Genomic DNA, 26,606 nt, shown 5'->3' on the forward strand with positions numbered 1-26,606 from the left:
CTGTTGAACTTGCGGTGGGGGCCGGAGGATTGGGGCTTCTCGCTGCGGTGGGTGGTTCAGGCGGTTCGGAAAGCGCAGAGGCAGAGAATGTCCCTGCGGTGATCACGGGCGATACGACGGGCGATGTGATTGAGGACGAGGCGACAACCCTCACGGCGACGGGCGCGCTTAGCGTCACGGATCCCGATTCCGGCGAGGCGAGCTTTGAGATACAAAATGGCACGGTCGGGACCTACGGCAGCTTTGACATCGATGCGGATGGCGCTTGGACCTACACGGCGGACACCAGGCTGATGGATATCCAGAACCTCGGTGAGGGCGAGACTCTGACTGACACCTTCACGGTCGCAACGGCGGATGGCACGGAAGAGACCGTGACCGTGACGATCACCGGGGTCAATGATGCGGCGGTGATCACGGGCGAGACGACGGGTGGCGTAACTGAGGACGAGGCGACAACCCTCACGGCGACCGGCGTACTCAGCGTGACGGATGTCGATACCGGCGAGGCGAGCTTTGTGGCGCAGAGTGGTACGGTGGGCAGCTACGGCAGCTTTGACATCGATACGCAGGGTGTCTGGACCTACACGGCGGACAGCAAGCAGATGGATATCCAGAACCTCGGTCAGGGCAATACTCTGACCGATACCTTCACGGTCACAACGCTGGATGGCACCACTGAGACCGTGACAGTGACGATCACCGGGGTCGATGAGCCGTTCGACTTCGGTGACATTGAGGATGACCTCGACTTGCGCGGATTTGTGATCAACGGAGTGTCGACGGAGGACTATTCTGGCTTTTCGGTCAGCGGGGCAGGGGATGTGAATGGCGACGGGTTCGACGATCTGATCGTAGGCGCGTGGGGCGACGATCCAAACGGCACTGATTCCGGCGCGAGCTTTGTGGTGTTTGGCAAGGGGGACGGCGATGCGGTGAATCTGTCCGACGTCGAAGCAGGCACCGGTGGGTTTGTGATAAATGGTGTGTCAGCGAATGACTGGTCCGGCCGGTCGGTCAGCTGGGCAGGGGATGTGAATGGCGACGGCTTGGACGATCTGATCGTCGGGGCGCCTTTCAATGATCCAAACGGCACTGATTCCGGCGCGAGTTTCGTGGTGTTTGGTAAGGCGGACGGAGAGGCGGTGGAGCTGTCGGATGTCCAAGCAGGCATCGGTGGGTTTGTGATCAACGGTGTGTCGTCGTTTGACTGGTCCGGCAGGTCGGTGAGCGGGGCGGGAGATGTGAATGGCGACGGCTTGGACGATCTGATCGTGGGCGCGCAGCATGACGATCCCAACGGCGCCTATTCCGGTGCGAGCTTTGTGGTCTTTGGCAAGAGTGACGGGACCGCGGTGGAGCTGTCCGACATCGAGGACGGCCTTGGCGGCTTTGTGATCAATGGTGTGTCGGAGGGTGACTACTCTGGCGCTTCGGTGAGTGGTGCGGGCGATGTGAACGGCGACGGGCTCGATGATCTGATCGTCGGGGCATTCAGAGATGATCCGAATGGCAATAGTGACTCAGGCGCGAGTTTTGTGGTGTTTGGCAAGGCGGACGGAGAGGCGGTGGCGCTGTCAGAAATTGAGGCGGACGACAACGACGGCGGCTTTGTGATCAATGGCGTATCAGCGAATGACAACTCTGGCGCTTCGGTCAGCGACGCGGGCGACGTGAACGGCGACGGGTTTGACGATCTGATCGTGGGTGCACTGTTTGATGATCCGAACGGCAATAATGCCTCCGGTGCGAGCTTTGTGGTGTTCGGCAAGGCGGATGGTACCGCGGTGGAGCTGTCGGACATTGAAAACGGCACTGGCGGGTTTGTGATCAACGGGGTGTCGGAGGAAGACTACTCTGGCTTTTCAGTCAGCAGTGCTGGGGATGTGGATGGCAACGGGTTCGATGATCTGATCATCGGCGCCCCTGGCGACGATCCATATGGCAATAGCTCAGGCGCGAGCTTTGTGGTGTTTGGCAAGGCAGATGGCGATGCAGTGGAACTGTCGGACATTGAGGCGGGCATCGGCGGTTTTGTGATCAACGGGGCGTCGATGGGAGACAACTTCGGCTATTCGGTCAGCGGTGCTGGTGATGTGAATGGCGACGGGTTCGACGATCTGATCTTGGGGGCGCGGTTTGACGATCCTGAGGGTGAAAATTCGGGCGCGAGTCTTGTGGTGTTTGGCGGAAATTTTTCGGGGTTTGCGACGCAGGTCGGGACCGCAGGCGATGACGATTTGAGCGGCACAATCGGCACTGATGTGATTTTTGCCGGAGCTGGTGATGACATCATTTATGGCGGTGGTGGCTTCAATTGGCTGTCGGGCGGGCAGGGCGCGGATACCTACCTCTTCGGCGATGATGCAGGGCTGACCTGGTTGATCGATTTTAACCCGGACGAAGGTGACCAGCTCGACCTCGTTTATTTTGGTTTCGACGACTTCGCGGCATTCGAAGCGGTGGTTAGCGAAAGTGAGGGGGATACACAGATTGAACTGGACGACAACATTGCGGTGTTCCTAAATGACGTCAGTCCTGACGTCCTGACACCTGACAGCGTGATCCTCGCATGAGCGCGCGTGATTGGCAAAAGGTCACACGTCAGCGGCACGGTGAGCGAACTTGGCACCATGTGACGAACTTTACCTTTGCCGCTGGTTTGCGCCATGCAGTACTGACAACGTCCGAGATCGCGCGGTGTGCGCTCGCTTTTCCAGTCGTGTTTGGCGCAGACGGAGCACCTGTTGCGCTCTTGCGGGTCACCGCACCACGTTCGATTTTTGTGTCGGTAAAAGGGGCTTGGCGCGCAGCTGTATTGCCTGAAATTCTGCGGCTTTATCCGTTTCATGCTGACGTCCAGTCTGACAAGCAGGGTGAAGTTACATTGTGGGTCGACGAGGCCAGTGGTTGTGTCAGTCGTGACAAGTGTGGGCTGTCGTTTTTTACGCCTGAAGGGCTTACGCAAGACCTGGCAGACATTGCCGAGGCATTCGCGCGGCGGCATCGGGATGCAACGAAGCTGTCAGCTTGTTATGGGGCGATGGAGGCTTGCCGGCTTCTGGCGCCCTTGACCGAAGGTGAAAATGGCGGCGAGGAACCGGCTGCTTATCGTCGTGTAGATGCGGAGCGTTTGGCGGCGCTGACTGAAACCGAAATGCTGACGCTGCACCGAAACGGGGCGTTGGGGTTGGCGCAGGCCTGTGCGCTTTCGATGGGTCATATGGACTGGATGCAGCGGGCAGAAGCGCGGATTTCTTGCGCTGAACCCTCATCGTCCAAAACAAGCAAAGTGGCCGGTTTCCTTGCAGAAGTTGGACGCGCGCAGGCACAAGACGCGGAGCTATTTACGAGCGCTTCGCTTCAGGCTGCTCGATGATTTTGAGAGCACGCATAGGGTTTATGGCGACGGCTGTTCTTGCAGCCTGTGTATCTGCGCCTGAAATATTGGAGCCGCCTGTTCCTGAACCAGAATTACGTGTTCCAGCGGCCGCTGTCACAACAGCAGTCACACGAATTCCCAGTTTAGCGGATTCGCCTTTTGGCAGTCTTATTGCCACCGCGGTTATGTCGAGTCCGGTGACAGCGGGAGAGGCAGCGACTGTGGCCGAAACCCAAGCAGGACTGCGCGGTGCCGAGGGGGCATTTCGTCCTGTGATTTCAGTCGGGGCAGACGCCGACAGCAGTTCGTCCACTGGGCTTGGCAATGTTGACGTGTCGCCCGTGTTGGAATTGACGCAGCTCGTTTATGATGGTGGGGTCAGTCGTTCGCGTATTGTCGAGGCACGCGCCAGTGTGGATCGCAGTATCGGCACACGAATTGTGAGCACATCTGCCACGACCCTGACCGCGGTTGAAACGTATCTCAGCGTTGTGATGCAGCGAAAGTTGTTCATCGCGGCGAGCGATACCGTTGCTGCACTCGAAAGTTTGCAGGATCGCATCGATGAGCGGGCCGAAGCCGGGGCAGGTATTCAAACCGATATCTTAGCGGCGCGCAGTGCGTTAGCCGATGCGACGGCCCGTCAAGTTGCCGCGCGTGCGGAACTGCAACAGGCGGAGGCGGCTTACGCTGAGGTTTTCGATCATCATCCGCCGCCAGATCTACCTGCGCCTGTTTCTGCGCCGCTTTTATCCAATGACATGCTTGAAGATTTGACCCGCACCAGCCCGAGACTGCGGACTGCGAATGCGAATATTGCAGCGTTTGAGGCGGGTCTTGATGCGGTGAGGGCAGGCCGCTCGCCGCAGGTGTCTTTAGAGGCGACCGCCGAACCTGATTTCGGAGGAGACTCCGATATTGGTCTGGGTCTGAGCGTTGATTACCCTCTTTATTCGCAGGGCCGATTAACCGCCGCTATCGATGCTGCTGAGGCGCAGTTAAGCGCCGCAATTGCAGAACGTGCTGCGCTGGAACGGGCTTTGGCGCGCGCGCTGGCGAATGTAATTTCCGAGCGCGAAACTGGCGCGGCACGTGTGGCCGCTGCGCAAAATGCCCTTGATGCAAATGCGGCCACATTAGAAGCGGCTCGCGAACAATTCCAAATTGGCCGACGTAGCTTGCTCGAACTTCTTGATGCGGAACTCGACACCTTCGAGGCAAATCAGGTTCTTATTTCGGCACAAAATGATCGCGCGCTGACCGGATGGGCGGCACTCGCGCTGACTGGCGACATATTGGCCGTGTTCGACATTTCGTTGTCGCAGGAAAGACCAACACCATGACCAAAGCGCAAGTTATTCAGCTTGATCAAGGCCGCACCGATCCCCCAAAGGAAACAGGTGCAACGTCGCTCGAGGCTTGTGTCATGTATGTTGCCGCGATGTTGGACCGACCTGTGACACTGACTGCTCTCCAAGAGATGCAAGATGATGTCTCGGGCGTAGCGAAGCAGGATTCCACCAGCCCAGAGCAAGGTGTCAGGGCCGCAATTGCTGCGGCTGAACGCGCCGGCATGCAGGCCGCTTTCGGTCGCCGTGAAGCCGCAAACCTGAATGCAATGGCTTTGCCTGCCATTCTGACCCTGCGCGAGGGTGGCGCGCTTGTGGTTTTGGCAAAACTGAAATCAGGAATGCTGTCTGTTTATGATCCCGAAAGAGGGGATGGCACAGGCCAAATCACGCTTGACGCGGTGACAGATCATCACACCGGCCATGTCTTGTTGCTGCGCGCTATTCCTCGTGAAGACATGGCAACCGGTGATGGCGCACGGGGGCATTGGTTCTGGTCTGCGTTGGCCGCAAATCGCTGGGCATACGCCCAAGTGGTTCTTGCGGCGGCCTTAGCCAATGTTTTGGGTTTGGTTACATCGCTGTTCACGATGGTTGTCTACGACCGCATTTTGCCCAACGAAGCAACGGAGTCGTTGATTGCATTGACGATTGGCGTGGGGATCGCGCTGATCTTTGATTTTGTAATCAAGCTTCTGCGTGCGGGCTTTATCGACCGTGCCGGGCGGCGTGCGGACATGACAATGGGGCGGCGTATTTTTGACCACCTGCTCGATGTGCAGATCAGTGCACATCGCGGTTCCACCGGTGCGACCGCAGCGACGTTACGGGAATTTGAGAGCATACGCGATTTCTTCACCTCTGCGACGCTGGTTGCGGTGATTGATCTGCCTTTCGTCATACTCTTTGTCTTTGTTGTCTGGTTGATCGGCGGACCACTCGCACTGATCCCGGCAGTGGCCATCCCCTTGGTTTTGGTCATCGGGATCGTAGTTCAGCCAATTCTTGGACGTCTTGCGGAGCGTAGTTTCACTCAAGGTCAGTCAAAGCAGTCCGTTCTTGTTGAAACGCTGTCCGGTTTGGAAGCAATCAAGGCCGCTGGCGCCGCACGCCGGATGCGGACCCGTTGGGAAGAGGCGGTGGACCAACAATCCAGCTACACGACGAAAAGTCGGAGCGTGACGCAGTTTGTCATCAATGCCACAGGCTTCATACAGCAGACGTCGCAAATCCTGATTGTGTTCTACGGCGTTTTTCTGATCTCTGCAGGAACACTCAGCATGGGGGCGCTTATCGCGTCGGTGATCTTGACCGGTCGCGCATTGGCACCGTTGGCACAGCTTGCACAAACGCTGACACGGCTTAATCAGGCCCGTAGTTCTTACCGCAGCCTGAACACCTTGATGCGGTTTGAGAGCGAACGGCCGCAGGGGCGCAGTTGGCTCAGTCGGCCCCGGCTCGATGGTGCGATCCGTTTTGATAAGGTGCATTTTACATATCCCGACGCCCAAACTGACGCGCTCAGCGGAGTTTCGTTCAGCATCGAACCCGGTGAGAAGGTGGCGATCATCGGGCGCATTGGATCGGGAAAAAGTACCATAGCACGGCTTTTGCTAGGCCTTTATCAGCCGCGCGAAGGGGCCGTTATGATCGATGGAACGGACATTCGTCAGATTGATCCCGGGGACCTGCGCCGCAATGTGGGCGCGGTCTTGCAGGATGTTTGGCTGTTCTCGGGGACCATTCGTGACAACATCGCTGTGGGCGCCCCACGTCCGCGTGATGAAGACGTGCTAGAGGCTGCGCGTATCGCTGGTGTTGACGAGTTTGTTGCGCGACATCCGATGGGCTTTGATCAAATTTTGGAAGAACGAGGTGCCGGGCTTTCGGGTGGCCAAAAGCAGGCCATCACACTGGCTCGGGCACTGTTGGGTCAACCGTCGGTGCTGCTGCTCGATGAACCGACAAGCGCGATGGATGTTCAGAGCGAAGCCGCCGTCATTGCCCGATTGCGGGACGCCGCTGCGGACCGAACAATGGTGATTGTGACTCATCGTACAAGCCTTCTGTCACTGGTGGACCGCGTTATTGTTCTCGAAAATGGACAGGTGGTGGCCGACGGTCCGAAGGGCCAAATTTTGCGAAGTAGTGATGGGGGTAGCTGAAGATGGGCCGTGAACTGGACGATCTGACACGTGAACTAAGAGGACGGATGCCGGTGCGCGCATCCTTGCTGTTGCTGGCGATTTTTTCCTTTTTTGTGCTTGCCGTTTTGTGGGCTGCAAACGCAGAGCTTGACGATGTGACCCGCGCGGAAGGGCGTGTTGTTCCTTCTGGTGATCTACAGGTGATCCAAGCCACCGAGCAGGGCGTGCTGCGCGCGTTGTACGTGGGCGAAGGCGAGATTGTGGAAAGCGGCGATATCTTGATGGAATTAGACGGAGAACTTCTAACAGGTCAGCTTGATCAAGAACTCCAACGGGCCCACGGATTGCGCGCGCGCATTCAGCGATTGCGTGCCGAAATCGATGGATCAAACCTAACCTTCAGCACCGAACTCGCCGCTCTTGCCCCGGACGTCGTGTCTGCCGAGGCCGCACTTTATTCCGCCCGACGAACTGAATTGCAGGGGCAGATTGACATTCTCGAACGCCGTCGGGAACAGCGCATACAAGAAAACACCGAAGCGGAAGTCGATTTGGCGACTGCTCAGGACATGGCCAGTATTGCAACCGAAGAACGCGCGCTGCTGGAACCTCTTGTGCAGCGTGGCCTTGAACCTGAAACATCGATTTTGGCACTGCGCCGCACAGAGGCAGAGGTCAGCGGTACGGTGACGCGGGCAGGGGCATCTCTCGCACGATTTCAATCCGCCCTTGCCGAAATCGATGACCAGATTGCCGCCGAGCGTAATCGCTACCGCGCCGAAGCGATGTCTGATCTTGCACTGGCGACCAACGAACTGGCAGCCCTGAATGCTGTGCTGCCCTCACTTGAAACACGAGCCGGGCGCGCGGTGATGCGGGCGCCGGTCCGCGGCGTCGTCAACCTTATTCACCGCACCACTATTGGCGCGGCGGTGCAACGTGGCGAAGAATTGATTGAGATCGTGCCACTTGAAGGCGGCTTAAGCATTGAAGCCTACGTGCGCCCCTCCGACATTGCGTTTCTGCGCCCAGATCAACCGGTCAAGATCAATTTGACAGCATACGATTTTAGCCGCTACGGCGCGCTCGACGGGGTTATCACGAGGATCGGGGCCGATGCTGTTACGCGATCCGAACGTGACGAACAGGCGGTGTTCGTCATCAGTATTCGTACTGAAGACACTTTGACCGATGTGGATGGTGCAGACGTGACGATCATACCCGGCATGATCGCAGAGGTGGACATCCTTGCGGGTCGTAAAACGGTGCTGGACTACCTTATCCGTCCTGTAATCCGCGTGAAGGATCGGGCGTTCCTCGAGTAGAGCCGATGACGAAGACGCAATTCCCCAACCATGAGTAGACATAGGATGCCGACGTGACAGCGACAGATACAGACACACCGAAACTTGCCATTCACGGATCAAGGCTTTTCACGTCATGGCTGGCGGACCAGAAGGCCAGCTTAGCCTTTACAACATATCAGGCTGGCAAACTGTTCCTGATCGGCATGAAACCCGGTGGTGAATTGTCGGTATTTGAACGCACGTTTGATCGCTGCATGGGGCTGGCGGCTGGTGACGGGCGGCTTTGGATGAGCTCGCTTTATCAACTCTGGCGCTTTGAAAACTTCCTTGATCCCGGAACCGTTGCAGACGGGCACGATGCGATGTTCGTACCGGTGACGGGCCACACAACCGGCGACGCGGACATCCATGATATTCACATCCGCGCTGATGGGACTCCATTGTTTGTGGTCACGCGTTTCAACTGCATTGCCACATTGAGTGATCGTGGATCGTTTAGCCCGGTTTGGAACCCACCATTTATTGATCGTATCGCCGCCGAGGACCGTTGCCACCTAAACGGCATGGCAGTGCAGGACGATGTGCCCCGTTTCGTAACCTGTGTCGGGCGTTCGAATGTGGCTGAGGGTTGGCGCGACCACCGCCAAAATGGCGGACTGTTGATCGATGTCGAAAGCGGTGAAACGGTGGTGGAGGGGCTATCCATGCCCCATTCGCCGCGTGTGTATGATGGTCAGCTTTGGGTGCTTCAAACGGGCACCGGAGAGTTCGGGCGTGTTGACATCGCGACGGGTCAATTTGAACCGGTATGCTTTTTGCCAGGTTTCGCGCGGGGTTTGACGTTCGTGGGCGACTACGCGGTCATCGGTTTGTCACGGCCGCGCGGCAGCGATACTTTTGAAGGGCTCGCGTTGAATGAACGCCTAAAGCGTGAGGGCGCGTTGGCGAAATGCGCAATCTGCATCGTCAATCTGAAAACCGGCGATCTAGAGCATCGGCTGGATATCGATGGTGTCGTGCAGGAACTTTACGATGTTGCGGTTCTTCCGGGTATTCGCAGACCGATGGCGCTGGGATTTCGGACCGAACAGATCAGATTTGCGATCCGTCCAGATGTGGGCGCAGATATACTCGGAAAGTAGGAACGCGGTATGAGTGGTTGGTCGGTGGCAGCGGCGGCAAGCAAGGATCTGAACTGGGGTTTAAGGAATGCAAATGAATTCTGGTATTGGATTGCAGCTCTGGAAGGATTTTCTATTCGGGGATGGCCTCATATCCGGGCAATGATGAGGCATGGTTGATCTTCGAACACACGCATGGCTGGATGATTTGTTCATCTATGGCTCAGAAAATATTTACGAACCGCCCCAATTGCAGGAAGCGACTGACATGCGCGAAGAACGTTTGTTCCGAGAGCCGCATTTAGTTCAGATAAGACGGTTCAAAATACCTTGCGGCCAAGTTCCCTTCGCACGTCTACAGAACAGATTGATGACGGGATTAGGGATTTCGTTTCGCCATTGGTTGCGCATGGTTTGTTTTTGATTTGATCGGATTTCGGCTAAAGTATCGTCAATTTTTGCCAGTCTTCGCGGACTGTCTTCCCACCCGAACACATGAGATAGAGACTCTCCTAAACGGGACCTAGGTATTTCGAGAAAACTTCTGTCAATGAACTGGATTGATGCGATGGCGAGAAATCAAGACGGACTGCAAGATGGGTTTGTGGCGCGCGTTGCGACACGGTCTGCCGTAACCGTTGCATCCGAGACCCCGGCTTGCCCGGTCGTGCACGGGCCCAGTTCGACATTGTTGGCTTTGCAGCGCCATGTCGCGCGTCGTGGGCCGCTGTCTTTGGCAGGGTTGGTTTTGGTTCTTGGGTCGAGCGCGCAAGCCCAGCAGTTTGATGCGGGCGCGGTGTCGCTGAATCATCTGGACGGTGTGCGCTCGATCAACGCTTTGGTGGATGGGTCAGTGCAAGTGACGCTTGAGAATGGCGCACAGGTTCAGATTGCTGCCGAGTTAGTGGAGTTTATGGGTGATGGCACGGTGCTCGTGTCGGTTGAGACCGCTGAAGTGGTGGCGCAAGCGGCAAGTGCTGAAAGTGTTGCGGACATCTGGCCGGTCGTGGGTCTCGCGTCGCTTGCCGGATTGGGGCTTGCGGTCTGGCTCGGTGCGACCACGTCGGTAGAGAACACAGCGGCGGTCATCACTGGCGCGACCACCGAGACCGTGACGGAAGACACGGTCACCGTGCTGACGGTAAGCGGTGCGCTGAGCGTGACGGACATCGACACAGGCGAGGCGGTGTTCCATGCCCAAAACGGAACGGTGGGCACTTACGGCAGCTTCGACATCGATGCAGTGGGGGCGTGGACCTACACAGCGGACAACAGTCAAACGGCGATCCAGACGTTGGGTGCTGGCGAGACGCTGACCGACAGCTTCACTGTGCTGAGCGCGGATGGCACCGCCTTTGAAACGGTCACCGTCACGATCAACGGCGTCACTGAGGCGATCACTAAGGGGATCGAGCTTGGCGCGGTCTCGGATAATGCTGATCTCAGGGGGGTTATCATCAACGGCGAGTTGATATTAGACTGGTCCGGCTATTCGGTGAGCAGCGCGGGAGATGTGAATGGTGATGGTTTCGATGACCTGATCATTGGTGCGCCAGACTCTGATTCCAATGCATTCCTTGCTGGTGCAAGCTTCGTTGTCTTTGGTGGTAACTTCTCGGATGTTGCGACGCAGATAGGTACCATTGATGATGACGACTTGAGGGGGACTGCAGGCGATGACATCATTTATAGCAGCGGCGGCACAGACCGGCTATCGGTCGGACAGGGCGCGGATATCGTGATCTTTGGCGATGATGGCGGAGAGACCACGGTGACCGATTTCAATACAAACGAAGGGGATAAACTTGATCTGAGCAATTTTGGTTTCGAGGACTTCGCGGCATTCGAAGCGGTGATCAGCGCCGATGGGCCCGGCGGCCACGACACGCGGATTGATCTGGGCGCCGGCATCGTGGTTTTCCTTGATGATATTAGCCCCGATATCCTTACCGCAGACCATGTAATTCTCGCATGACCGGGGTGACCCAACCCCTCAATCCGAGGCGCCCAGAAATAGAGCCCGTGCCTGTCCCCTTTTGTTGATTTGATTGCTGTCGAGGCCAGCGGTGCTCAAATGAGGCGGACTACGTGTTAAGGTTGGGATTGGCGCAAACAGTATCAGGGCGATCCACGTTTCGTAGGCCTTCTTTCATTCCCATCATTCCAATTGCCAATGTCGATAAGACTGGAAGGCCAACCCTTGCGGCATCAACGACAGCACTTTGCAAAATTGCTGGCAATCCGAACCCCGGACTATCGTTGTGGCTGGAAGTCCTTGCTTGCCAGCAATGCGGCGGCGGCAATCATCAGTGCCCCGCAAACCTTGTTCACCAAGCCGAAGGAAAACTGTTTTAGTGCCGTAGCCGCTCGGACACCTAACCAGCCCCAAAGCACCAAAATCGCGCCATCAACCACCAGGTATGTGACACCCAAAATGAAAAGCTGCGGCAGAACGGGCATCGTCGGGTCTATGAACTGTGGAAAGAGCGCGCCGAAAAATACAACAGCAAACGGGTTCGCCATAGATGTCACAAAGCCTTGTCGGAACAGTCTAAACGATTGGTCAGACGTGTTGGCGGTGATGTCATCAGCTTGGTCTTTTGTAAGAATGAGCTGAATTCCAATCCAAACCAGATAGGCAACGCCTAACCATTTGATCCAGATGAAGGCAGTTGCAGAGGTTGCGATAATTGCCGCCAGACCAAAAGCCGCGCCCGTCATTTGCAGGCTGTTGGCCGTCAAATCCCCAGCGATTGTATAGGCGCTGCGCCGTAGCCCATGTCTGACGCTGTTGGATATGATGAGGAGTTGGCTCGTGTCAGGGGGCGTCGCGAAAAACACGGCAACGGCCATCAAATAGATCATGTACGTTTCGATCGTCATGGTCGTATCCCTTCGCAACCGCTGCTTTAGGCTACGACCGATCCCTTGCGACGGTCAAACTATCATTGCAGGTTTTACGTTGATGACGTTGTCCCGTTCATAATGGGGTCTCGATACCAATCATTAAGGCCAAATTCAGTCTTAGATGGTGCGCGGCCAGAGCGTTTGTTTTGTGGCAGAGCTGATCTGATTTCGTTGCGTGCGATATCCGGTACGTGACTGTCCGAACAACGAACGTCGTTCATTTGTAGCGATCAAACGAGCCGTTTTTCACGCTAAACTGCGATTTGCGAAGCCGCAGAAAATGGTGAATTTATCTGCGATCCAGAAGTTACGATAAGGGTCCGTTGTCGTGACGCCGACGGGCGACACAGGAACTGATGGTTAGGAGCCGGATGTTTACAATAGCTTCGCAATTCCCGAATTTTCTACAGTCGGTCGCGTAGCCGAATTCTCAGGCTCGGGTCAGAAACGCAGCGCGGACGGCTGTTTTCATCGCATCCAGCGGCCCACGTGTAGGGGAAATTCCCGCTGCCATCACGAGCTTGGATGCAGGGGTGGGTGCGAACCCAAATCTCTTACCCACAATAGACAGATCCGAAAGCAGGGATGATCGCCCAAGTAAACCGACTGCTATCCCGGCTTCGACCGCCGCGATCACACCTGACACGCTTTGGCTGGAATACACGATGCGGTAGGGCCTTCCGCGCGCCTCCAGTGACGAAATCGCCACATCGCGCCACCAGCAGGCATGATCGAACAAGGCAACTGGCAGGCTGTCGTCAGTTGCGAATTCCCGATGCGCCGACGCCATCCAGCAGGTGGGATCTTCGAATAAAACCTCTTCGTGCTGTTTGGGATGTTCCACCTCGTAAATAGCGAGATCGAGCGCCCCGTTTTCCAGCGCCTCGGGAAACCCGCTGCTTAAGGCGCACGTGACGTCCAGTTCAACCTTCGGATGATGACGCGTGAAGGCCGCAATGATCTGCGCGAGCTTCGTGCGGCCATGGTCGTCGGGAATACCGATACGTAACTTACCCGAAACGACACGCTGTGAAACGTCCCGCAGTGCAGCGTCAAGACGCGCTGTCACATCTTGGGCAACGGGTAACAGGGTACGGCCCGCGTCGCTTAGCACGACACCCCGCCCATGACGTTCAAAAACAGGACGGCCAAGGATCGCCTCAAGACGTTTGATCTGAATGCTGGTGGCGGATTGCGAACGGTGAATGCGCGCAGCGCCGTCAGTAACACTCCCCGCTTGAGCGACGGCAAGGAAGGTGCGCAACAGGTCGCTATCAAGGTTATCCATTCACAAATCCGATGGTAGATATTTGAGCTATGCGTTTCACATATGCATTTTCACCCACTATTCTACAAGACCGAAGGAGTATCGCATGGTCGATCAAACAGTGGTGCAACCACAAAAAGGCAAAAAGCGCGCGATATGGGGTCTGTGCCTCACCCTGCTTGCAGGAATAGCCTTCGTATGGCCCGATCATATGGGAAATACCGCGATATTTGTCGGGTGGGGGCTGGTTGCTGTTGCCCCAATCGTTGTTCCCGGCATCGTTCTTGCAGCTTGGATAATTGCCAGTGGTGCGGATGCCCATATTGCGCGCGCGTTCGAGGGGCGGACGCTGCGCACGGTGATGGCCGCATCGCTGATCGGGGCCATCACACCGGTCTGCGGTGTCACTGTTCTACCGCTGATGGCGGGGTTGTTGGCGGCAGGTGTGCCGTTGGCCCCAATCATGGCGTTCTGGCTATCATCACCTATTACTGATCCTGCAATGCTTGCCACAACGGCGGCAACGCTCGGTCTGAGCTTTGCTATCGGTAAGACGCTCGCGGCATTCGGGTTGGGCGTGTTCGGTGGCGCAATCACCGCCTTGTTTGCTAAATCGCCTTGGGCATTGAACGCGCTTCGCGACAACGGTTTGGCCCGCCAATTGACCACCTCCCGATGCGGTGAAGTCCAAGCTTTTGAACCTAAGGTTTGGCGCACCGAGCAACGACGTCGATCTTTCGGCGCCCAGTTCTGGGCAACTGCGCGGCTTATCCTGATGTGTCTGATCCCGGCCTTTGCGGCCGAGTATGCGCTGAACGCGGCCCTGACCCCAGGATCACTCGCCGCGTATCTCGGTGAGGATCAATGGTGGGCCATACCCGCAGCCGTCTTTGTCGGCGCTCCGGCCTATATCGACGGTTATGCCGCTCTGCCGCTCACGCGTGGTCTGATTGAAAATGGTATGTCCAAAGGGGCGGCGATGGCATTTCTGATCTCTGGCGGCGTGGTGAGCATCTGGGGGGCGATGGCCATCGCGCCTGTGCTGAAACTAAAGCCCTTCCTGCTGTATCTTTTGCTTGCTGTTCTCGGGTCGTTGGCGGCGGGATATGCATTTGGATGGGCTGTGTGACATCAGGCAAATCAGTAGCCCTTCACGAACACACACCGACCAAACTGATGTAGAAATCCCGTATCAAACAAGAATCTTACACTGCATAAATGGCAAGACAGCAGTGGCCGTTATTCTTGACGCAAAAGCCCTGGTGAGTTCGATACAGTTTCGTCATCAAGTCAGACGTCTTCTATCCAAGCAAACCCTTCGAACGGTAACAGGAAGGACGGGGGGGCGGTTAAATCGTGCCGGGCCGTTGATAGGATTGGCGAAACCTTAATGCTTGTTAAGTCAGGCAGATCCAAATCTTGTGTCTCTGATGTAAAGTTGGCAACCACAGTCAATTGCCGCGCCTTGTAACGCCGATGATACGCGAAAATGGATGGGAGATCGGGTGCAATCAAGTCAAACGTCCCATGCGTTAAGATTGGGTCCTTTTTGCGCAATTCAATGATCTGCTGGTAAAAGGAAAAGACGCCGTCCGAGTCGGCGCGGTCTGCGTCGACGTTCAAGGTTTTGTAATTGGCGTTTATGTCGATCCATGGGGCACATTCCCCAAAGCCGGCCCACTGATCCGCATTCCATTGAACGGGTGCGCGCGCATTGTCGCGGCCATTCTTGTTGGCATTTCGAAGAAATTCGTCAACGGACTTTTCGTTGCGCTTGTTTGATCCTTCTGGACCCAACTGTTCCGTCAATTGACCCAAAGTTTCGATGTCCCGGAACTGATCAAGGGACGTGAAGTTGGCATTTGTCATCCCGATTTCTTCACCTTGATAGATGAACGGCGTCCCTTTCATCAGATAGTGAACCATTGCCAACATCTTGGCTGACCGTACCCGAAATTCGTTGTCATCAGCGTAATGCGACACGGGCCGTGGCAGATCATGATTGGACAGATAGAGCGAATTCCAACCATCATCGGCCAAGGCCTGTTGCCAGTCATTCATGATCATCTTGTGGGTTGGCAGATCAAAGATGTTGGGCCCAAATCGACCAAGAACGGGATCCCAGGCGGCCTGCACATGGTTGAAATTGAACACCATATCCAATTCCTGGCGGTCTTGTCCGCAATAGTCCAAGGCTGTGTCAGGCGTTGCGGCCCAAGTTTCGCCGACGGTCAAGATATCGCGCCCCGCTAAGCATTCGCGGTGCATTTCTTGGACAAAGCGATGCATGTCAGGGCCTTCGCAGTAAATGCGCCCCTCAAGGTCTTTGCCAAGCAGTTCAATGACATCCATGCGAAAACCGCCAATGCCCTTGTCCAACCACCAATTCATCATGTCGTAAATCTCACGACGCAATGCGGGGTTATGCCAGTTCAGATCGGGCTGTTGCGGACCAAAATGGCAATAGCAATACTTTCCGACCGCCTCGACCCAGTGCCATGCCGATCCACCAAAGCATGCACGTTGATCGTCTGGCGGGCCGCCATCTGCGCGCGCCTGTCGCCAATAGAAGAATTCATGTTCCGGGCAATCCGTAGTTTCACAAGCCTTCACAAACCACGCGTGATCTGAAGAACAATGATTGACGACCAAATCCATAACGATGCGAATGTCGCGGCGTTTGGCCTCGGCCAACATCGCGTCAAAATCCGCCATTGTCCCAAATTCCGGTGCAATATCGAAGTAATCTGAAATGTCGTAGCCGTTGTCGCGCATGGGCGACGCATAGACAGGCGACAGCCAGATAAACCCGATACCAAGGTCGGCCAGATGATCAAGTTTTGATATGATCCCGCGAATATCCCCGATCCCATCCCCGTTGCTGTCACAAAAGCTGCGGGGGTAAATCTGGTATCCAGTTGCGGTTTGCCACCACGGTGTTTTGGGGTCTGTCATCTTGTTCTCAATCTGGTCTGTTGGTTTGAACGAGGTGCGCCCCAGCTTTCGCTGAGGCGCGTTCTCTTGGTCCCCGACCTGCAAAACATCGGGGAGTGGGAGGTCACTGAAGCGCAACCCAGCCATTCTGAATGGCTGTGGCGACGTCTTGTGCTGATGTGCCGCTGGTGAAATCGACCATGCCTGTCCAAAACAGTCCTGCGCCAATGGCACCGGGCATCAGGTCCGATCCATCAAAGCGGAATGTTGTTGCGTTTTGCAAGATCTCGCCCTGACCCCGCAGGCCAACATTGTGATAGGTATCGATGTTCACACCCAGATGCGGGGTTAGAAAGGCGTCGATCTCGTTCGCCATCCAGATTTCGTGGGCGAGCGGTGTTTTCAGATATTCGATCAAGGCGCGCGTGGCATCACTGTCGTTGGTGATCGAGATCAAAGTACCAGCGCCCAGAACTGGATTGCCGAGGTCCTTGTCCGCATAAGATGGGAAATAGAAGAAATCTGTATCCTCTCCGATGATCGTGCCCTCAGGAAAAAACGCCGGAATAAAGGATGCTTGGCGGTGCATGAAACACTGCGCGGGTGATGAAAACAGGCCCTTTGGACTGTCGCGGAAGTCGGTTGATCCAACTGCACCCGCACCACCCACGACATAGTCATCGTTGCCTACGAACCAACCGAATTCTTCGATTGCAGCCACAATGCGAGGATCATCAAACGCGATCTCATTGGTTACCCAACCGTCATAGATATCGGGCGTCTGGGTGCGCAGCAACAAATCTTCGACCCAATCAGTCGCAGGCCATCCGGTTGCAGCGCCCGACCCCAGCCCAATGCACCACGGCGTGCCACCATCATCGACGATTTGCTGGGTTAATGCCTTAAGCTCTTCCATGCTGGACGGAATGTCATAGCCCGCATCTTCGAAATTTTCGGGGGAATACCAAACCAGCGATTTGACGTTTACGTTGTAGGAAAACCCAAAGAACCCGTCGGTTCCGGCGCACCCACCCAAATCTGTCCATGATTGCCCGGCGGCGTAGTTATCGGTCATCCATTGCGCCGTTTGTGCGCCCATGTCTGCAAGTTGCCCGTTGCGCGCCAAATCACACATCAGGCCCGGCTGTGGGAACACGGCGATGTTTGGCGGGGATCCGGCCTCGACGTCGATAACGATCTGCTGCTCAAAGCCGTCAGATCCGCTTACAACGACGTTTGCGCCTGTCGCCAATTCGAAATACGCCATGACGGCTTCAGCGGCTTCGGCTTGGGGGCCCAGCCACGGGCCTGCGATGGTGACAGTCTGCCCAGACAGATCTGCCTGTTTTGACGCGAATTCATCAAGACTGTTCCAGCTGAACGCCCCTTCACCCGGTGTGAACAGAAGATGGCCCTCTGCGAGCGTCGAGGTAGCGGTCAAGGCCAAGACGCTGGACGCGGCCAATAGTGTTTTATGCATTTTGTATCCTCCCATGATGCGCCCTTCTAATCGGTCGAGGGCATGGCAGGACGCTATCGAGCAATTTACCATTGAGGAAATTCGATTTAGACTAACTAATATTAGGAAAATCTATGGATGACTTATGGACCGCCGGCTAAAACAATTCTTGGTTGTCGCTGAGACCGGCAATGTGTCTGCCGCCGCAGAAATACTGCACGTGACCCAGCCGACCATTTCCGTGAACATTGGCAAACTTGAAGACGAACATGGCGTTAAGCTTTTTGATCGATCGTCGCGTGGCATGACCCTCACAGACTTCGGAGAGGTCCTGTATGAGCACGCCAAAGTCATGGCCCGCGTGGGTGATCATGCAAACGCCGAAATCCGTCTTCTCAAGGCATCACAAGAAAAGTCCGTGCGCATCGGAACCGGGTTTTCATGGTGGCACCTTTTCGTAAAAGACCTCGTCGCGGATTTCCTAAGCGAGAACCCGATGACATCTGTTCATGTTGATGTGTGCAGTAGCCTTGATGGGCTTCGAAACCTGATGATCGGTGACATCGCGTTTTTTCTGGGCACCAAGGTCGCAGGTCTGTCCGAAAACTCGGGCTTTGAATTTGAACACCTTTTTGATGTTAGCGATGGTTTTTACGCGGGCCAGCATCATCCCCTTAACGGTCGCCCGTGCAGGCTGTCTGACTTGGCAGATTTTCCGAAATTGAGCGTCTCTGCCTTTGGCAATCGACATATCGGCATCGTTAATCGCGATGAACTGGACCCGTCGTTTACGCGCCCTCGATCCAGCGGTGCGAATTTTGTCTCAACCAACTCGATGTTTGCCGGGATTGATCTATTGCGGGAAACGAACGCGATACTGACCTATCCACTGCCAACCGAAGGTTTCTTCAAGACCCAGAAGATTGAACGCCTAGACGTGATCGATCTTGAACCAAACTTGGTTCCAATTGGTCTTTATAGTTTGGCGACAAAAAACGTCGAAGATAGGGTCACGCGTTTGAAAAGCTCTTTGAGAGAGCGGATAGGTAGTCACGCCTATTACGATTTGCCTTAGTCGAACTGTCTTAGGATTTCTAAGCAAACGGCGCGCGGCTATTGGTATAATGGTGCGCCCGACCGTGTTTGGGTATCTGTGGTCTTAGCTTTGCGAGGTCTTGCACGCTGCGGGGCTTGGTCCCTGAGTTAGAGGTTGATGTCATGGCCCATCTTGCAAATGCGCACTTATTGACCGTGGCCCTGTAGGAACTGTTCAAATTTTTTCAAACGAGATTGGCTGATGCTGAGGGTTTTGCCATTAACCAGTTTTACGTATGGCGCAGACCCCTTAATTTCGACGGCCTCAACTGCTGATTTTGCCACCCAATGCGAGCGGTGAATCTGAAAACCCATTAGCGGAGCAGTTTCACTGATGGCGTCATTCAAACGCAGTAGGCAGAGCTCGGAACCTTTTTCAGTAATGACTTCCACGTAGTGATCTTGAGCGCAAAGAGCGAGAATTTGCACTGCGTCAGTGTGCGTGTCCAACCGCTTCATCAATGCCGGAACCTTGTTTTTTGGCGATAGGGACGTCTCACTCATGAGCGTATGCGCGTGTATCGAAACAAAAAAGATAACCGCTGCTGATGGAAAGCTGTATCCGAAGGTCTCAATCGCGCCTGGCGTATTTTCGAGTGGGCCGAGCATTGTCAGACCTAAAAGGACAATCACACCACCAACACAAAGGCCGAATACACCGCTGACTATTGAGATTTTCAACCAGCCTTCCCAGCCTTGTGTGCGAACAAGAGAATGCACCCAGAGCCCCAAGACACCTGTCGTGGTGACGCTCAATGACCAGTAGATTAATCGAAAACCGCTTGGAAGATTTTCGAGCGTTCCAAAAGGCCCCCCAAGGAAGCACAGCAAGATCGTAGTAATGATGATGATCCAAAAAACCGAGCTTGTGATTTTTTGAGCAGCGAGGCGGTTGGTCTGACGAATTACTGGAGGGATGAGCATACGTCGCCTCGTCAATTTCACGCTTCGTGAGTGCGCGATTGTTGGATTTCGCGAATAATTACGGCGTGTTCACGAAGTTTATGCGAACCTTTTATTGCCGCCACACAATGGTTTTGCCAGCGTTTTCTTATCGTAACAAACGTAAGTGGAATAATGGCAGTTTTTAGATCCCAAGCAGCGATAGCATACATAGCTTTGACTTGCATTGCTGTTGATCCGGGTCGCAAACAAACGTGCAAACCGGCGAGAGAGGCTTTGCCCTTTAAGCACCACGCGCACGCGGCGATTATCAACGGGTGTAAGAGGTCATTTGCCCGCTTTAGCATGATTTACACTGTGCCGCAGAAACCCGACCGGCGGAGTTCTGGATCTTGGGAACGCAACAAATCCCTTGTCTGCCCCGCGGCGCGTTACAGCGACACAGCCGATCGCACACGACCGCAGACGAATGTCACCATCCGACCTTCGTTTTCTTTTTGCTGTGTCAGCGGTGAGCGTCTTTTGGCTGTGTTACGTCTCTTTCGGATACTGACCTACTCATGCAAAGGATTCCGGAATACGGTTTTACATTCGCGTTTTGGGGGAGGTGGTATGTGGACCGTGGAATGATCCTGCCAAGGAGGGTCAATGCCACCTTTTAGGGCCCTATGGTATTTCGCATGTGTCATGCGAGAAGGCAGCATTTGCGGCGCAGCGGATCAACTGTGTGTTTCTGCGCCCGCGGTCAGCAAGCAAATAAAACTTCTCGAAGATCTTCTTGGACATCAGCTGTTCAAAAGGCATCCCCGTTCAGTCATTGCCACCCGAGAAGGTCGGCGGCTCTTTGAGTGTTTGGCAGAACCCTTCTCCGAGTTGGAGGACCTTTGGCAGCTCAGTCTAGAGGACCTCGACACGATATTGCAGATTGCATGTCATCCAATTTACGCAAGATATGCCTTACAATCGATCCTCATTTGTCCTGAAGGCAAGACGCTGCGCGATCAATTTGCGGTCTTGCCGGTTGACGATCCTGAGATGTTATTTCTTGATGGTCATGATGTGATCTACACGTGCGCCCAAACCGAAACGAAGGGTTGGAACTCCACAGTTCTATTCGACGAGCAAATCGCGTTGTTGTCTGCACCAATGGAAATCGGGCCTATGCCAATGGACACACCATTGCTGCTGTATCGGCCATCCCATGAGAAGAATTTGTGTTTTGCCGACTGGATTGAATATTCAGATAACGAATACCTCTTTGATCGCCCGGTCATTCACTGCGATTCATACGATCTCGCGCTGCACGGCGCGCTTGCGGGAACGGGTGCGATGTTGGGGTGTCTCAACTTTAATGCGCGGCTGATAGCGTCCGGGCGTCTGGCGGCGGATGAAAGATGTATTGTTTCGACCGGTCGACGTCACCAGATCGCCATTCGGGAAGGAAGGCCGATGACGGAACCAATTGTGGCGCTTGCTCGGTTGCTCATCAACAATGACACATAGGAATAACACTGGATTCCAAGTCCTGGCTGTTTTTTCAGAATTATAACTTTCTGAAAGACGCCATGGATAGGGCGGAAGTTTCAAATTTCCGCCCTATCCGAAGATTTCAAATTTTTAGATCGTTGTTGCAAACGGTGCGTAGGAGCTTTTGATTTCATCAATCTTGCCTAAGTTCTCCGCGAGACCGATCGCGGCTATCGTGGCACCAAAAGCGCATATCGCGAGTAAGACAATCCCGGCACCGACTGCGCTAATAGCTAACACCAGCCCAGCTGATTTCAGAGTTGCCGCGATGAATAGACCTGTGATGGCCGTCCCGCCAACCGTCGCTAAGGTTCTAGGAATTGCTGTTCTTTGGTAACGAATTGCCGCGAGCAACTGTTCGGCATCTGGTCCTTGGCGGTCGACCTTGTAGTCAAAAGTATAGGATTTCCAACGACGAGACGCACCATCGTAAAAGGCCATGGTCGAATACTTATCAGAACCAATCCTGTATGATTTCACATGAAGGTCCGCCGCCTTATAACGAGAACCAGACCAAGTGGCGCCTGGTGCCACCAATTTTGGAGTATCATTCATACGGGAACGCACCCTGTTCGCATGGTTTCGATCCATGCGTAGGCGTCGGTTGCCGTCGCCGCCGCTTGTGCCGCCGTATTCATTTTGTAGATTGAAGTACGACGTAAGAACGGGGTCCGGCGCCGAAGCCGCCCTCAAATCATGAACACTCCAACGACCGGTGAACATCGATCCACGCACCTGCAAAGGACTATCACCAGGCTTCTGGTATCTTACCAGTGTTCGGGATCGGCCCTCATTGTGAAGGCCTGAGTTGTGTGAGTGCTCAATGACGTGGGCATCTGAAGGAATACCGCCAGCCGACGCTGAGTTGGGCATGATCAGCGCAGGTGTTGCCAACGCCACGCCTGCGCCCACTGCCATGCCATTGGACAAGAATTTGCGGCGGCTTAGTGGTGAACTTGCAGCGGGTGTCGTGCTCGGTTTTGTTTCCGTCAGTGGTGATCCAGAAAGGTCGATGAGTTGGGCCATTTTTGTCTTCCTCAAGGTTTTCGGACTTGCAAAAGATGCGTCGCAATGTCCGTCATTGATATCGGGACGCCCAATCCTATTGCCGCTCTCGATCAGGAAAGCGTCCGTCGGACATCATGAGAATGGTGTGCACCTACGATCTGTTCATTGGTTAATTTCTCAATGACCCGAGTGTCTTCTGACCGCTTGTTGGTGACAAATGATAAGAAGTGGGCCTTTAGGAAAACCAGAGGTAGGTGAAATGGCATTGCCGCTGCCAGTTAGATCTAAGTCGCTGGGCCCTTAATCCGGTTTCCAGCTGGGTTCTAAAATGGCTTCGTAGCCTGCGAATGCGATGATTAGATCCTGCCCGATATTGAAATCGCGGCAGGGGTTCACGATCATGATCATCTCTGGTTCGGTTGGGGCGTCAGGGCGATCTAATCGTGCCCGAATACTGTCAATGTCGGCCTGCTGTCTTTGGATATCGGCCAGAATTCGCGCGTCTTCGGTTTGCTCTTCCAGCGACTCTAGGTTTTCCTCAAAGTAGTCTGTTTCGTATCGATCTTCTCGGTCGCGGTACTCATCTTCTTCTTCGGCGTAGTCGTCCTCGTCATAACCGCCGGAGATGGCTGTCATTAAATCCGGGTCGTTCACCATCAAATAATACTGACAGAACGCCCCCCGGTATTTTTGTTCGTATTCACCGCTGACTGCTGAGCCTGCCGCATTGGCAAGTGCCACAGCTTGATAGACATACTGGGAATTCGCGCCAATTACTTCGGCAATGAGTCCGGCGGCCTGGCCGCTCGTCTCACGGTAGGCAGAGCCTTGCTGGTTTTGGACGAAGATAGGAAGTATTCGGATAAGCTGCCCTTCGTACGTCTTGCCAAATACATTGTTCGAAGAACCCATGGCGACGTTTTTGGGAAAGCTGACACAAGCCGGAATTGCGGCAAGGGCCGCAAGTAAAATAAGATGACGCACAGTAGTCTCCTGACTGTACAGTCGTAGGTGCGCAATTTTCATTGCGGCTTATGCACGGAATGAGGGTACCCGAGTTACGTAATCGCTTCAACACTTCATACACAACGCAGCGGTCGCGGTTCGCAAACTCATTCACATTCAGCGTTGTCGGGAAACCAAAAAAAACGCGCCTTTGGGGGCGCGCTTCGGGTCGGTCATAGGTATCCCAATGACCTTACAGAAGGACAGGGGGCTGTTGCATCACAAGCAGCAACCTGCGCCTTCGGGCAGGCCAGACACTGCTACGAGTCAATGCCACTGCCGAACCCATCCTCAAATCCCGTGCTCGGCCCCAAAGGCACATCACTCTGGGATTGCTTGGTGACGCAGGGAGCGACATAAGTTCGCTTTTGCGGCGCAGTTGCGGTTTTGGCGGGTGCTGACTTGATATGATTCAATTAACTTAACCTTTTATTAAGATTTCAAAATGGTCTCTTTTTGCACGATGTCAATAGCTTTGCACCTTACCAATTCTCCCTATTGACCCAACGGATGTACCGCGCCACATGCAGGCCGCGCAGTAATTGATAACGGAAAAAACTGTTATTTCGTTGATTGGAATCTTCTAGATTCGGCCAGTCCTCAATCATTCTTGCAAGTTCTTTGAGGTTAATCGCTTCGCGAACAAGGGGTGCGTTTTGCATTCTGCGGATTTCATCCCGATACGCCTCCTGCTTATTTTTTATGCGTTCGAACCAACCGGCGTCCTGAGTGCCCCTTTGTCGATTTGACAAAACGGAAGGCGGTAAATCCCTGTTAAAGGCTCGCTGGCTCAGCGCTCGAAAATCACCGTTCAGGAAAAACTGCTCTTGTGGGATCGCAAGGCAGAATTCAATCAACCTCAGGTCTGCCGTCGGGTCGCGCAATTCCACACCGAATTGCGTGTGCCAGTTGGCAACAACATCGCCGGAAAAATCACTGCCATTCAAAAGTTCTTTTTGCCGCAATTCCCGCCCGCCGCCGGGTGGGCGAAACTGGGGATCAAACCCCATCAGCGCGCCTCGTTCCAGAACGTTGTGCTTGCGCGCAAATTCAGGGTTGATGATACTTGTGTCGGTGATCGGACGAGACGGGCGCAAAATATCAATCACCTGTTGCGGCATCATGGTTCTTAATGCGGCTTTCGTAGCGCGTCCAAAAATACGGCGGGTGGGCCTGTTATGGTAACGACCAAGCGCGCCAGCGCCATGCCATGCCGCGATGATTTTCCCGCGGCCGATCCATTCAGCAATGACGGGGTTCCCTTCCCAAGAAATAGTCATGTTCCCCAACTGACCGGTCAAAAGAACCCCGATACCATCCGATTGCGCCTGTTGAATGATGCCTTCCATCCAGATCCGATTGCTTGCGCTTCGGAAGGGTTGTGCATGGTTCTCAAAGTGTTGGGTCAATCCGTCGTCGGGTGACAGGCCCATTGAAGAAATGAATTGCGGATCAATATTAGGGTGCATCGCTGCGATTTCTTGGATCAGCGGCGTTTCATCATCGTACCAACCGGGACGCGGTTTGATCTCCAAGCCGGGTTGGGGCACCGCTGTATACGTCCGCAACGTATAATCCGTTGGCACGTGCGCAGCGGCACGTACGGCAACGGCAGACGAGTCTATGCCGCCACTCATCATCGCACCCAGAGGTTTGATCGAGCGCATTTGATCAACAACGGCCTGGTTGAAGATCTCGTTGAACGCTTCGACGTACTCTTCGTTCTTTTTGAACGTCAGCCGTCGTTTCGTATCAAAGTTCCAAATCTTACGATGCTGCCCTTCCAATACTCCGCGCGGAGTGGCCCGCAAGGCACTGCCCGGCGGTAATCGAAACACCCCTTCAAAATGAGTTGTCGCTTGGTCCATGTGATTGAGAAACAAAAAGTCCGCGAGCTTTTGTTCGTTCAGAATGCGCGGCACGTCCGGGGCTGCCAACAACGCATTCAATTGGGTTGAAAAAAGTAGTTTTGAGCCGTCCATCCAATAGAACAATGTGTGCCCATGTCCTGTTGGATGCCTAAGCAAGGTCAGTGCCTGTTCAGACGCGTCCCAGACAGCAAAGCAGTACTCTCCGACAAGATGTTCAATGCAGGCTTCGCCCCATTTCCCAAACGCAGCAACCATATAGGCGGCATCAGGCCAAGTGGCTGTCTGAGCATCGGACAGGCCCAGAATTTGGTTCAGTTCCATTCGGTTATGAATGAGGCCTTCCCCAACCAGTGAGAATCTCCCATCGGTGTGTGAAACCGGACCGTTCAAAAACAGGTCTTCGGGCACCGTATGTCGCAGACCCACGCCAAGTGCGGCAGCGCCATAGTTTTTGCGATAAAGCCCATCAGGTGACGCGGCCCGAAACACCTCCTCGATGGGGCGTAACGTATGACTGTCAAAAGGTGCCGACCCAAATGATATGCCGCCAAAAATCACAGTCATTCTGACGGCTGCCTGTAAGAGCTTTCGGATTGAGCGGTGGGTCCTTCTAGGTAGCCGGCAATTGGTTGAAATGTAGCGGCTTCGCGATGCCCGGTCACGCAGATCGATCCGCACACCATCCATGCGTGTTTCGCGGGGGTATCAAAGACGGGCTTGTTCGGCTCAAACCCTATGAAAACAATCCATGGAACCTTTGAACCAAGCAACGTCTGTGCCGTTAACGCACGTGGGACACACCAGATATTGAAAGGTGCCCAGTATGCCGCCGCGTTAATGGCCCATCGCATGTCCTTGGCCATTTCCAGTTGGCTTGCCGTTAGCGTTTGTGTCTGTAGCGCTGCATTGGCTGTTTCGATGTCTACGCAATACCCTAATCGTCGTGCGGTGAAACGGTATGGCAGCAAGGTGAACAATGCGGATTCAACGGATGCCAATATGATGGCCCGCACAAAGAGCCATATATGCCGCGGCGATCTTTTTTTAGACGGCGTCATGCGGGACAATGGCATCACTGCTCAACAGGTCTTGAAGATAGGTCTCAACATCTTGTTGGGCACTCTCGGCGGAAACATCAAAAACATCGATCACCGCTTTTGTCAGGGTTGAGGCGTCTTGCGGTGTCTCAAGCAGGTTCCAGATAAACGCACCACATTCATTGAGGCCCTGAAAAGAGCCATCCGTTTGGTGCATCATCAAGATTTCTTCTCCCGAGGGTGCACTGATCCAAGTCTTGCTCCTGACGAATTTTTTCATGATGCCC

General features: G+C 54.6%; 21 protein-coding genes and 1 pseudogene. 11 read left to right on the forward strand and 11 right to left on the reverse strand.

The features are described 5' to 3' along the window. The 7 genes from L0664_RS14615 to L0664_RS14645 all read left to right on the forward strand — a co-directional run. Positions 1-2,576, forward strand: a 2,576-nt coding sequence (locus L0664_RS14615) for a VCBS domain-containing protein (RefSeq protein WP_235226637.1), incomplete at its 5' end; no start/stop codon positions are given. Beyond that, positions 2,573-3,379 (forward strand): SapC family protein, encoded by an 807-nt coding sequence (locus L0664_RS14620; protein WP_235226638.1) that lies wholly within the window; start codon positions 2,573-2,575, stop codon positions 3,377-3,379. The genes L0664_RS14615 and L0664_RS14620, both read left to right, overlap by 4 nt. 188 nt (positions 3,380-3,567) lie before the next feature. After that, on the forward strand, positions 3,568-4,725 hold the full coding sequence (locus L0664_RS14625) for a TolC family protein (protein WP_235226639.1): 1,158 nt from the start codon (positions 3,568-3,570) through the stop codon (positions 4,723-4,725). Continuing rightward, on the forward strand, positions 4,722-6,896 hold the full coding sequence (locus L0664_RS14630; protein ID WP_235226640.1) for a type I secretion system permease/ATPase: 2,175 nt from the start codon (positions 4,722-4,724) through the stop codon (positions 6,894-6,896). The genes L0664_RS14625 and L0664_RS14630 overlap by 4 nt, the downstream gene beginning before the upstream one ends. 2 nt (positions 6,897-6,898) lie before the next feature. Then, a complete protein-coding gene (locus L0664_RS14635; protein ID WP_235226641.1) occupies positions 6,899-8,203 on the forward strand; it encodes an HlyD family type I secretion periplasmic adaptor subunit in 1,305 nt (434 codons plus the stop codon). 53 nt (positions 8,204-8,256) lie between these two features. After that, positions 8,257-9,327, forward strand: coding sequence for a TIGR03032 family protein (locus L0664_RS14640; protein WP_235226642.1), 1,071 nt, complete (start codon positions 8,257-8,259; stop codon positions 9,325-9,327). A gap of 529 nt (positions 9,328-9,856) precedes the next feature. Further along, positions 9,857-11,281 (forward strand): VCBS domain-containing protein, encoded by a 1,425-nt coding sequence (locus L0664_RS14645; RefSeq protein WP_235226643.1) that lies wholly within the window; start codon positions 9,857-9,859, stop codon positions 11,279-11,281. Between the two features lie 278 nt (positions 11,282-11,559). Here the strand turns inward: L0664_RS14645 and L0664_RS14650 are convergent, their stop codons facing one another. Next, positions 11,560-12,159 (reverse strand): LysE family translocator, encoded by a 600-nt coding sequence (locus L0664_RS14650; RefSeq protein ID WP_235226644.1) that lies wholly within the window; start codon positions 12,157-12,159, stop codon positions 11,560-11,562. 484 nt (positions 12,160-12,643) lie between these two features. Further along, positions 12,644-13,501 carry a LysR substrate-binding domain-containing protein gene (locus tag L0664_RS14655; protein WP_235226645.1) on the reverse strand — a complete coding sequence of 286 codons (858 nt, stop codon included), beginning with the start codon at positions 13,499-13,501 and terminating at the stop codon, positions 12,644-12,646. 85 nt (positions 13,502-13,586) lie between these two features. On the opposite strand from L0664_RS14655, the gene L0664_RS14660 reads away from it, so the two are divergent. Beyond that, entirely contained in the window at positions 13,587-14,609 is a 1,023-nt protein-coding gene (locus tag L0664_RS14660; RefSeq protein ID WP_235226646.1) for a permease, read from the forward strand. A gap of 161 nt (positions 14,610-14,770) precedes the next feature. Here the strand turns inward: L0664_RS14660 and L0664_RS14665 are convergent, their stop codons facing one another. Together L0664_RS14665 and L0664_RS14670 are read right to left on the reverse strand one after the other, a co-directional pair. Further along, complete coding sequence (locus L0664_RS14665; RefSeq protein WP_235226647.1) at positions 14,771-16,435, reverse strand: glycoside hydrolase family 13 protein; 1,665 nt, start codon at positions 16,433-16,435, stop codon at positions 14,771-14,773. A 103-nt stretch (positions 16,436-16,538) separates the two neighbouring features. Further along, the gene (locus tag L0664_RS14670) at positions 16,539-17,894 is read right to left on the reverse strand and encodes an ABC transporter substrate-binding protein (protein WP_235226648.1); all 1,356 of its coding nucleotides are present in this window, start codon (positions 17,892-17,894) and stop codon (positions 16,539-16,541) included. A gap of 124 nt (positions 17,895-18,018) precedes the next feature. Between L0664_RS14670 and L0664_RS14680 the strand changes: the two genes are divergently transcribed. Then, a complete protein-coding gene (locus tag L0664_RS14680; protein ID WP_268821722.1) occupies positions 18,019-18,948 on the forward strand; it encodes a LysR family transcriptional regulator in 930 nt (309 codons plus the stop codon). Between the two features lie 167 nt (positions 18,949-19,115). Here the strand turns inward: L0664_RS14680 and L0664_RS14685 are convergent, their stop codons facing one another. Next, positions 19,116-19,892: a LytTR family DNA-binding domain-containing protein gene (locus L0664_RS14685; RefSeq protein WP_235226649.1), complete on the reverse strand. Its 777-nt coding sequence runs from the start codon at positions 19,890-19,892 to the stop codon at positions 19,116-19,118. A gap of 17 nt (positions 19,893-19,909) precedes the next feature. Then, positions 19,910-20,083 carry a hypothetical protein gene (locus tag L0664_RS14690; RefSeq protein WP_235226650.1) on the reverse strand — a complete coding sequence of 58 codons (174 nt, stop codon included), beginning with the start codon at positions 20,081-20,083 and terminating at the stop codon, positions 19,910-19,912. A gap of 436 nt (positions 20,084-20,519) precedes the next feature. Here L0664_RS14690 and L0664_RS18680 point away from each other — a divergent pair. Then, positions 20,520-20,696: pseudogene (locus L0664_RS18680) on the forward strand (helix-turn-helix domain-containing protein); the annotation flags it as partial. 27 nt (positions 20,697-20,723) lie between these two features. Beyond that, on the forward strand, positions 20,724-21,374 hold the full coding sequence (locus L0664_RS14695) for a type 2 periplasmic-binding domain-containing protein (protein WP_235226651.1): 651 nt from the start codon (positions 20,724-20,726) through the stop codon (positions 21,372-21,374). A 114-nt stretch (positions 21,375-21,488) separates the two neighbouring features. Here L0664_RS14695 and L0664_RS14700 read toward each other — a convergent pair whose 3' ends face one another. From L0664_RS14700 to L0664_RS14720, 5 genes are all read right to left on the reverse strand, one after another. Continuing rightward, positions 21,489-22,424 carry a hypothetical protein gene (locus L0664_RS14700; protein WP_235226652.1) on the reverse strand — a complete coding sequence of 312 codons (936 nt, stop codon included), beginning with the start codon at positions 22,422-22,424 and terminating at the stop codon, positions 21,489-21,491. A gap of 282 nt (positions 22,425-22,706) precedes the next feature. Beyond that, the gene (locus tag L0664_RS14705; protein WP_235226653.1) at positions 22,707-23,390 is read right to left on the reverse strand and encodes a hypothetical protein; all 684 of its coding nucleotides are present in this window, start codon (positions 23,388-23,390) and stop codon (positions 22,707-22,709) included. Between the two features lie 503 nt (positions 23,391-23,893). Next, positions 23,894-25,846: an asparagine synthase-related protein gene (locus L0664_RS14710; RefSeq protein ID WP_235226654.1), complete on the reverse strand. Its 1,953-nt coding sequence runs from the start codon at positions 25,844-25,846 to the stop codon at positions 23,894-23,896. Next, entirely contained in the window at positions 25,843-26,340 is a 498-nt protein-coding gene (locus L0664_RS14715; RefSeq protein ID WP_235226655.1) for a lasso peptide biosynthesis B2 protein, read from the reverse strand. The genes L0664_RS14710 and L0664_RS14715 overlap by 4 nt, the downstream gene beginning before the upstream one ends. Further along, the gene (locus L0664_RS14720; protein ID WP_235226656.1) at positions 26,327-26,599 is read right to left on the reverse strand and encodes a PqqD family protein; all 273 of its coding nucleotides are present in this window, start codon (positions 26,597-26,599) and stop codon (positions 26,327-26,329) included. Before L0664_RS14720 ends, L0664_RS14715 begins: the two co-directional genes overlap by 14 nt. Positions 26,600-26,606: the final 7 nt, after the last annotated feature.

Origin of the sequence: Octadecabacter dasysiphoniae (genome assembly GCF_021532615.1) — a bacterium.
Lineage (GTDB): Bacteria > Pseudomonadota > Alphaproteobacteria > Rhodobacterales > Rhodobacteraceae > Octadecabacter > Octadecabacter dasysiphoniae.

Excerpts from the sequence above, each read along its gene's own strand:
- L0664_RS14680 (WP_268821722.1), top strand. The coding sequence starts at position 18,019 with ATGGACCGCCGGCTAAAACAATTCTTGGTTGTCGCTGAGACCGGCAAT.
- L0664_RS14645 (WP_235226643.1), top strand. The coding sequence starts at position 9,857 with ATGAACTGGATTGATGCGATGGCGAGAAATCAAGACGGACTGCAAGAT.
- L0664_RS14660 (WP_235226646.1), top strand. The coding sequence starts at position 13,587 with ATGGTCGATCAAACAGTGGTGCAACCACAAAAAGGCAAAAAGCGCGCG.
- L0664_RS14625 (WP_235226639.1), top strand. The coding sequence starts at position 3,568 with ATGTCGAGTCCGGTGACAGCGGGAGAGGCAGCGACTGTGGCCGAAACC.
- L0664_RS14715 (WP_235226655.1), bottom strand. The coding sequence starts at position 26,340 with ATGACGCCGTCTAAAAAAAGATCGCCGCGGCATATATGGCTCTTTGTG.
- L0664_RS14630 (WP_235226640.1), top strand. The coding sequence starts at position 4,722 with ATGACCAAAGCGCAAGTTATTCAGCTTGATCAAGGCCGCACCGATCCC.
- L0664_RS14655 (WP_235226645.1), bottom strand. The coding sequence starts at position 13,501 with ATGGATAACCTTGATAGCGACCTGTTGCGCACCTTCCTTGCCGTCGCT.
- L0664_RS14670 (WP_235226648.1), bottom strand. The coding sequence starts at position 17,894 with ATGCATAAAACACTATTGGCCGCGTCCAGCGTCTTGGCCTTGACCGCT.
- L0664_RS14700 (WP_235226652.1), bottom strand. The coding sequence starts at position 22,424 with ATGGCCCAACTCATCGACCTTTCTGGATCACCACTGACGGAAACAAAA.
- L0664_RS14650 (WP_235226644.1), bottom strand. The coding sequence starts at position 12,159 with ATGGCCGTTGCCGTGTTTTTCGCGACGCCCCCTGACACGAGCCAACTC.
- L0664_RS14720 (WP_235226656.1), bottom strand. The coding sequence starts at position 26,599 with ATGAAAAAATTCGTCAGGAGCAAGACTTGGATCAGTGCACCCTCGGGA.
- L0664_RS14620 (WP_235226638.1), top strand. The coding sequence starts at position 2,573 with ATGAGCGCGCGTGATTGGCAAAAGGTCACACGTCAGCGGCACGGTGAG.
- L0664_RS14690 (WP_235226650.1), bottom strand. The coding sequence starts at position 20,083 with ATGTATGCTATCGCTGCTTGGGATCTAAAAACTGCCATTATTCCACTT.
- L0664_RS14635 (WP_235226641.1), top strand. The coding sequence starts at position 6,899 with ATGGGCCGTGAACTGGACGATCTGACACGTGAACTAAGAGGACGGATG.
- L0664_RS14665 (WP_235226647.1), bottom strand. The coding sequence starts at position 16,435 with ATGACAGACCCCAAAACACCGTGGTGGCAAACCGCAACTGGATACCAG.
- L0664_RS14685 (WP_235226649.1), bottom strand. The coding sequence starts at position 19,892 with ATGCTCATCCCTCCAGTAATTCGTCAGACCAACCGCCTCGCTGCTCAA.
- L0664_RS14710 (WP_235226654.1), bottom strand. The coding sequence starts at position 25,846 with ATGACTGTGATTTTTGGCGGCATATCATTTGGGTCGGCACCTTTTGAC.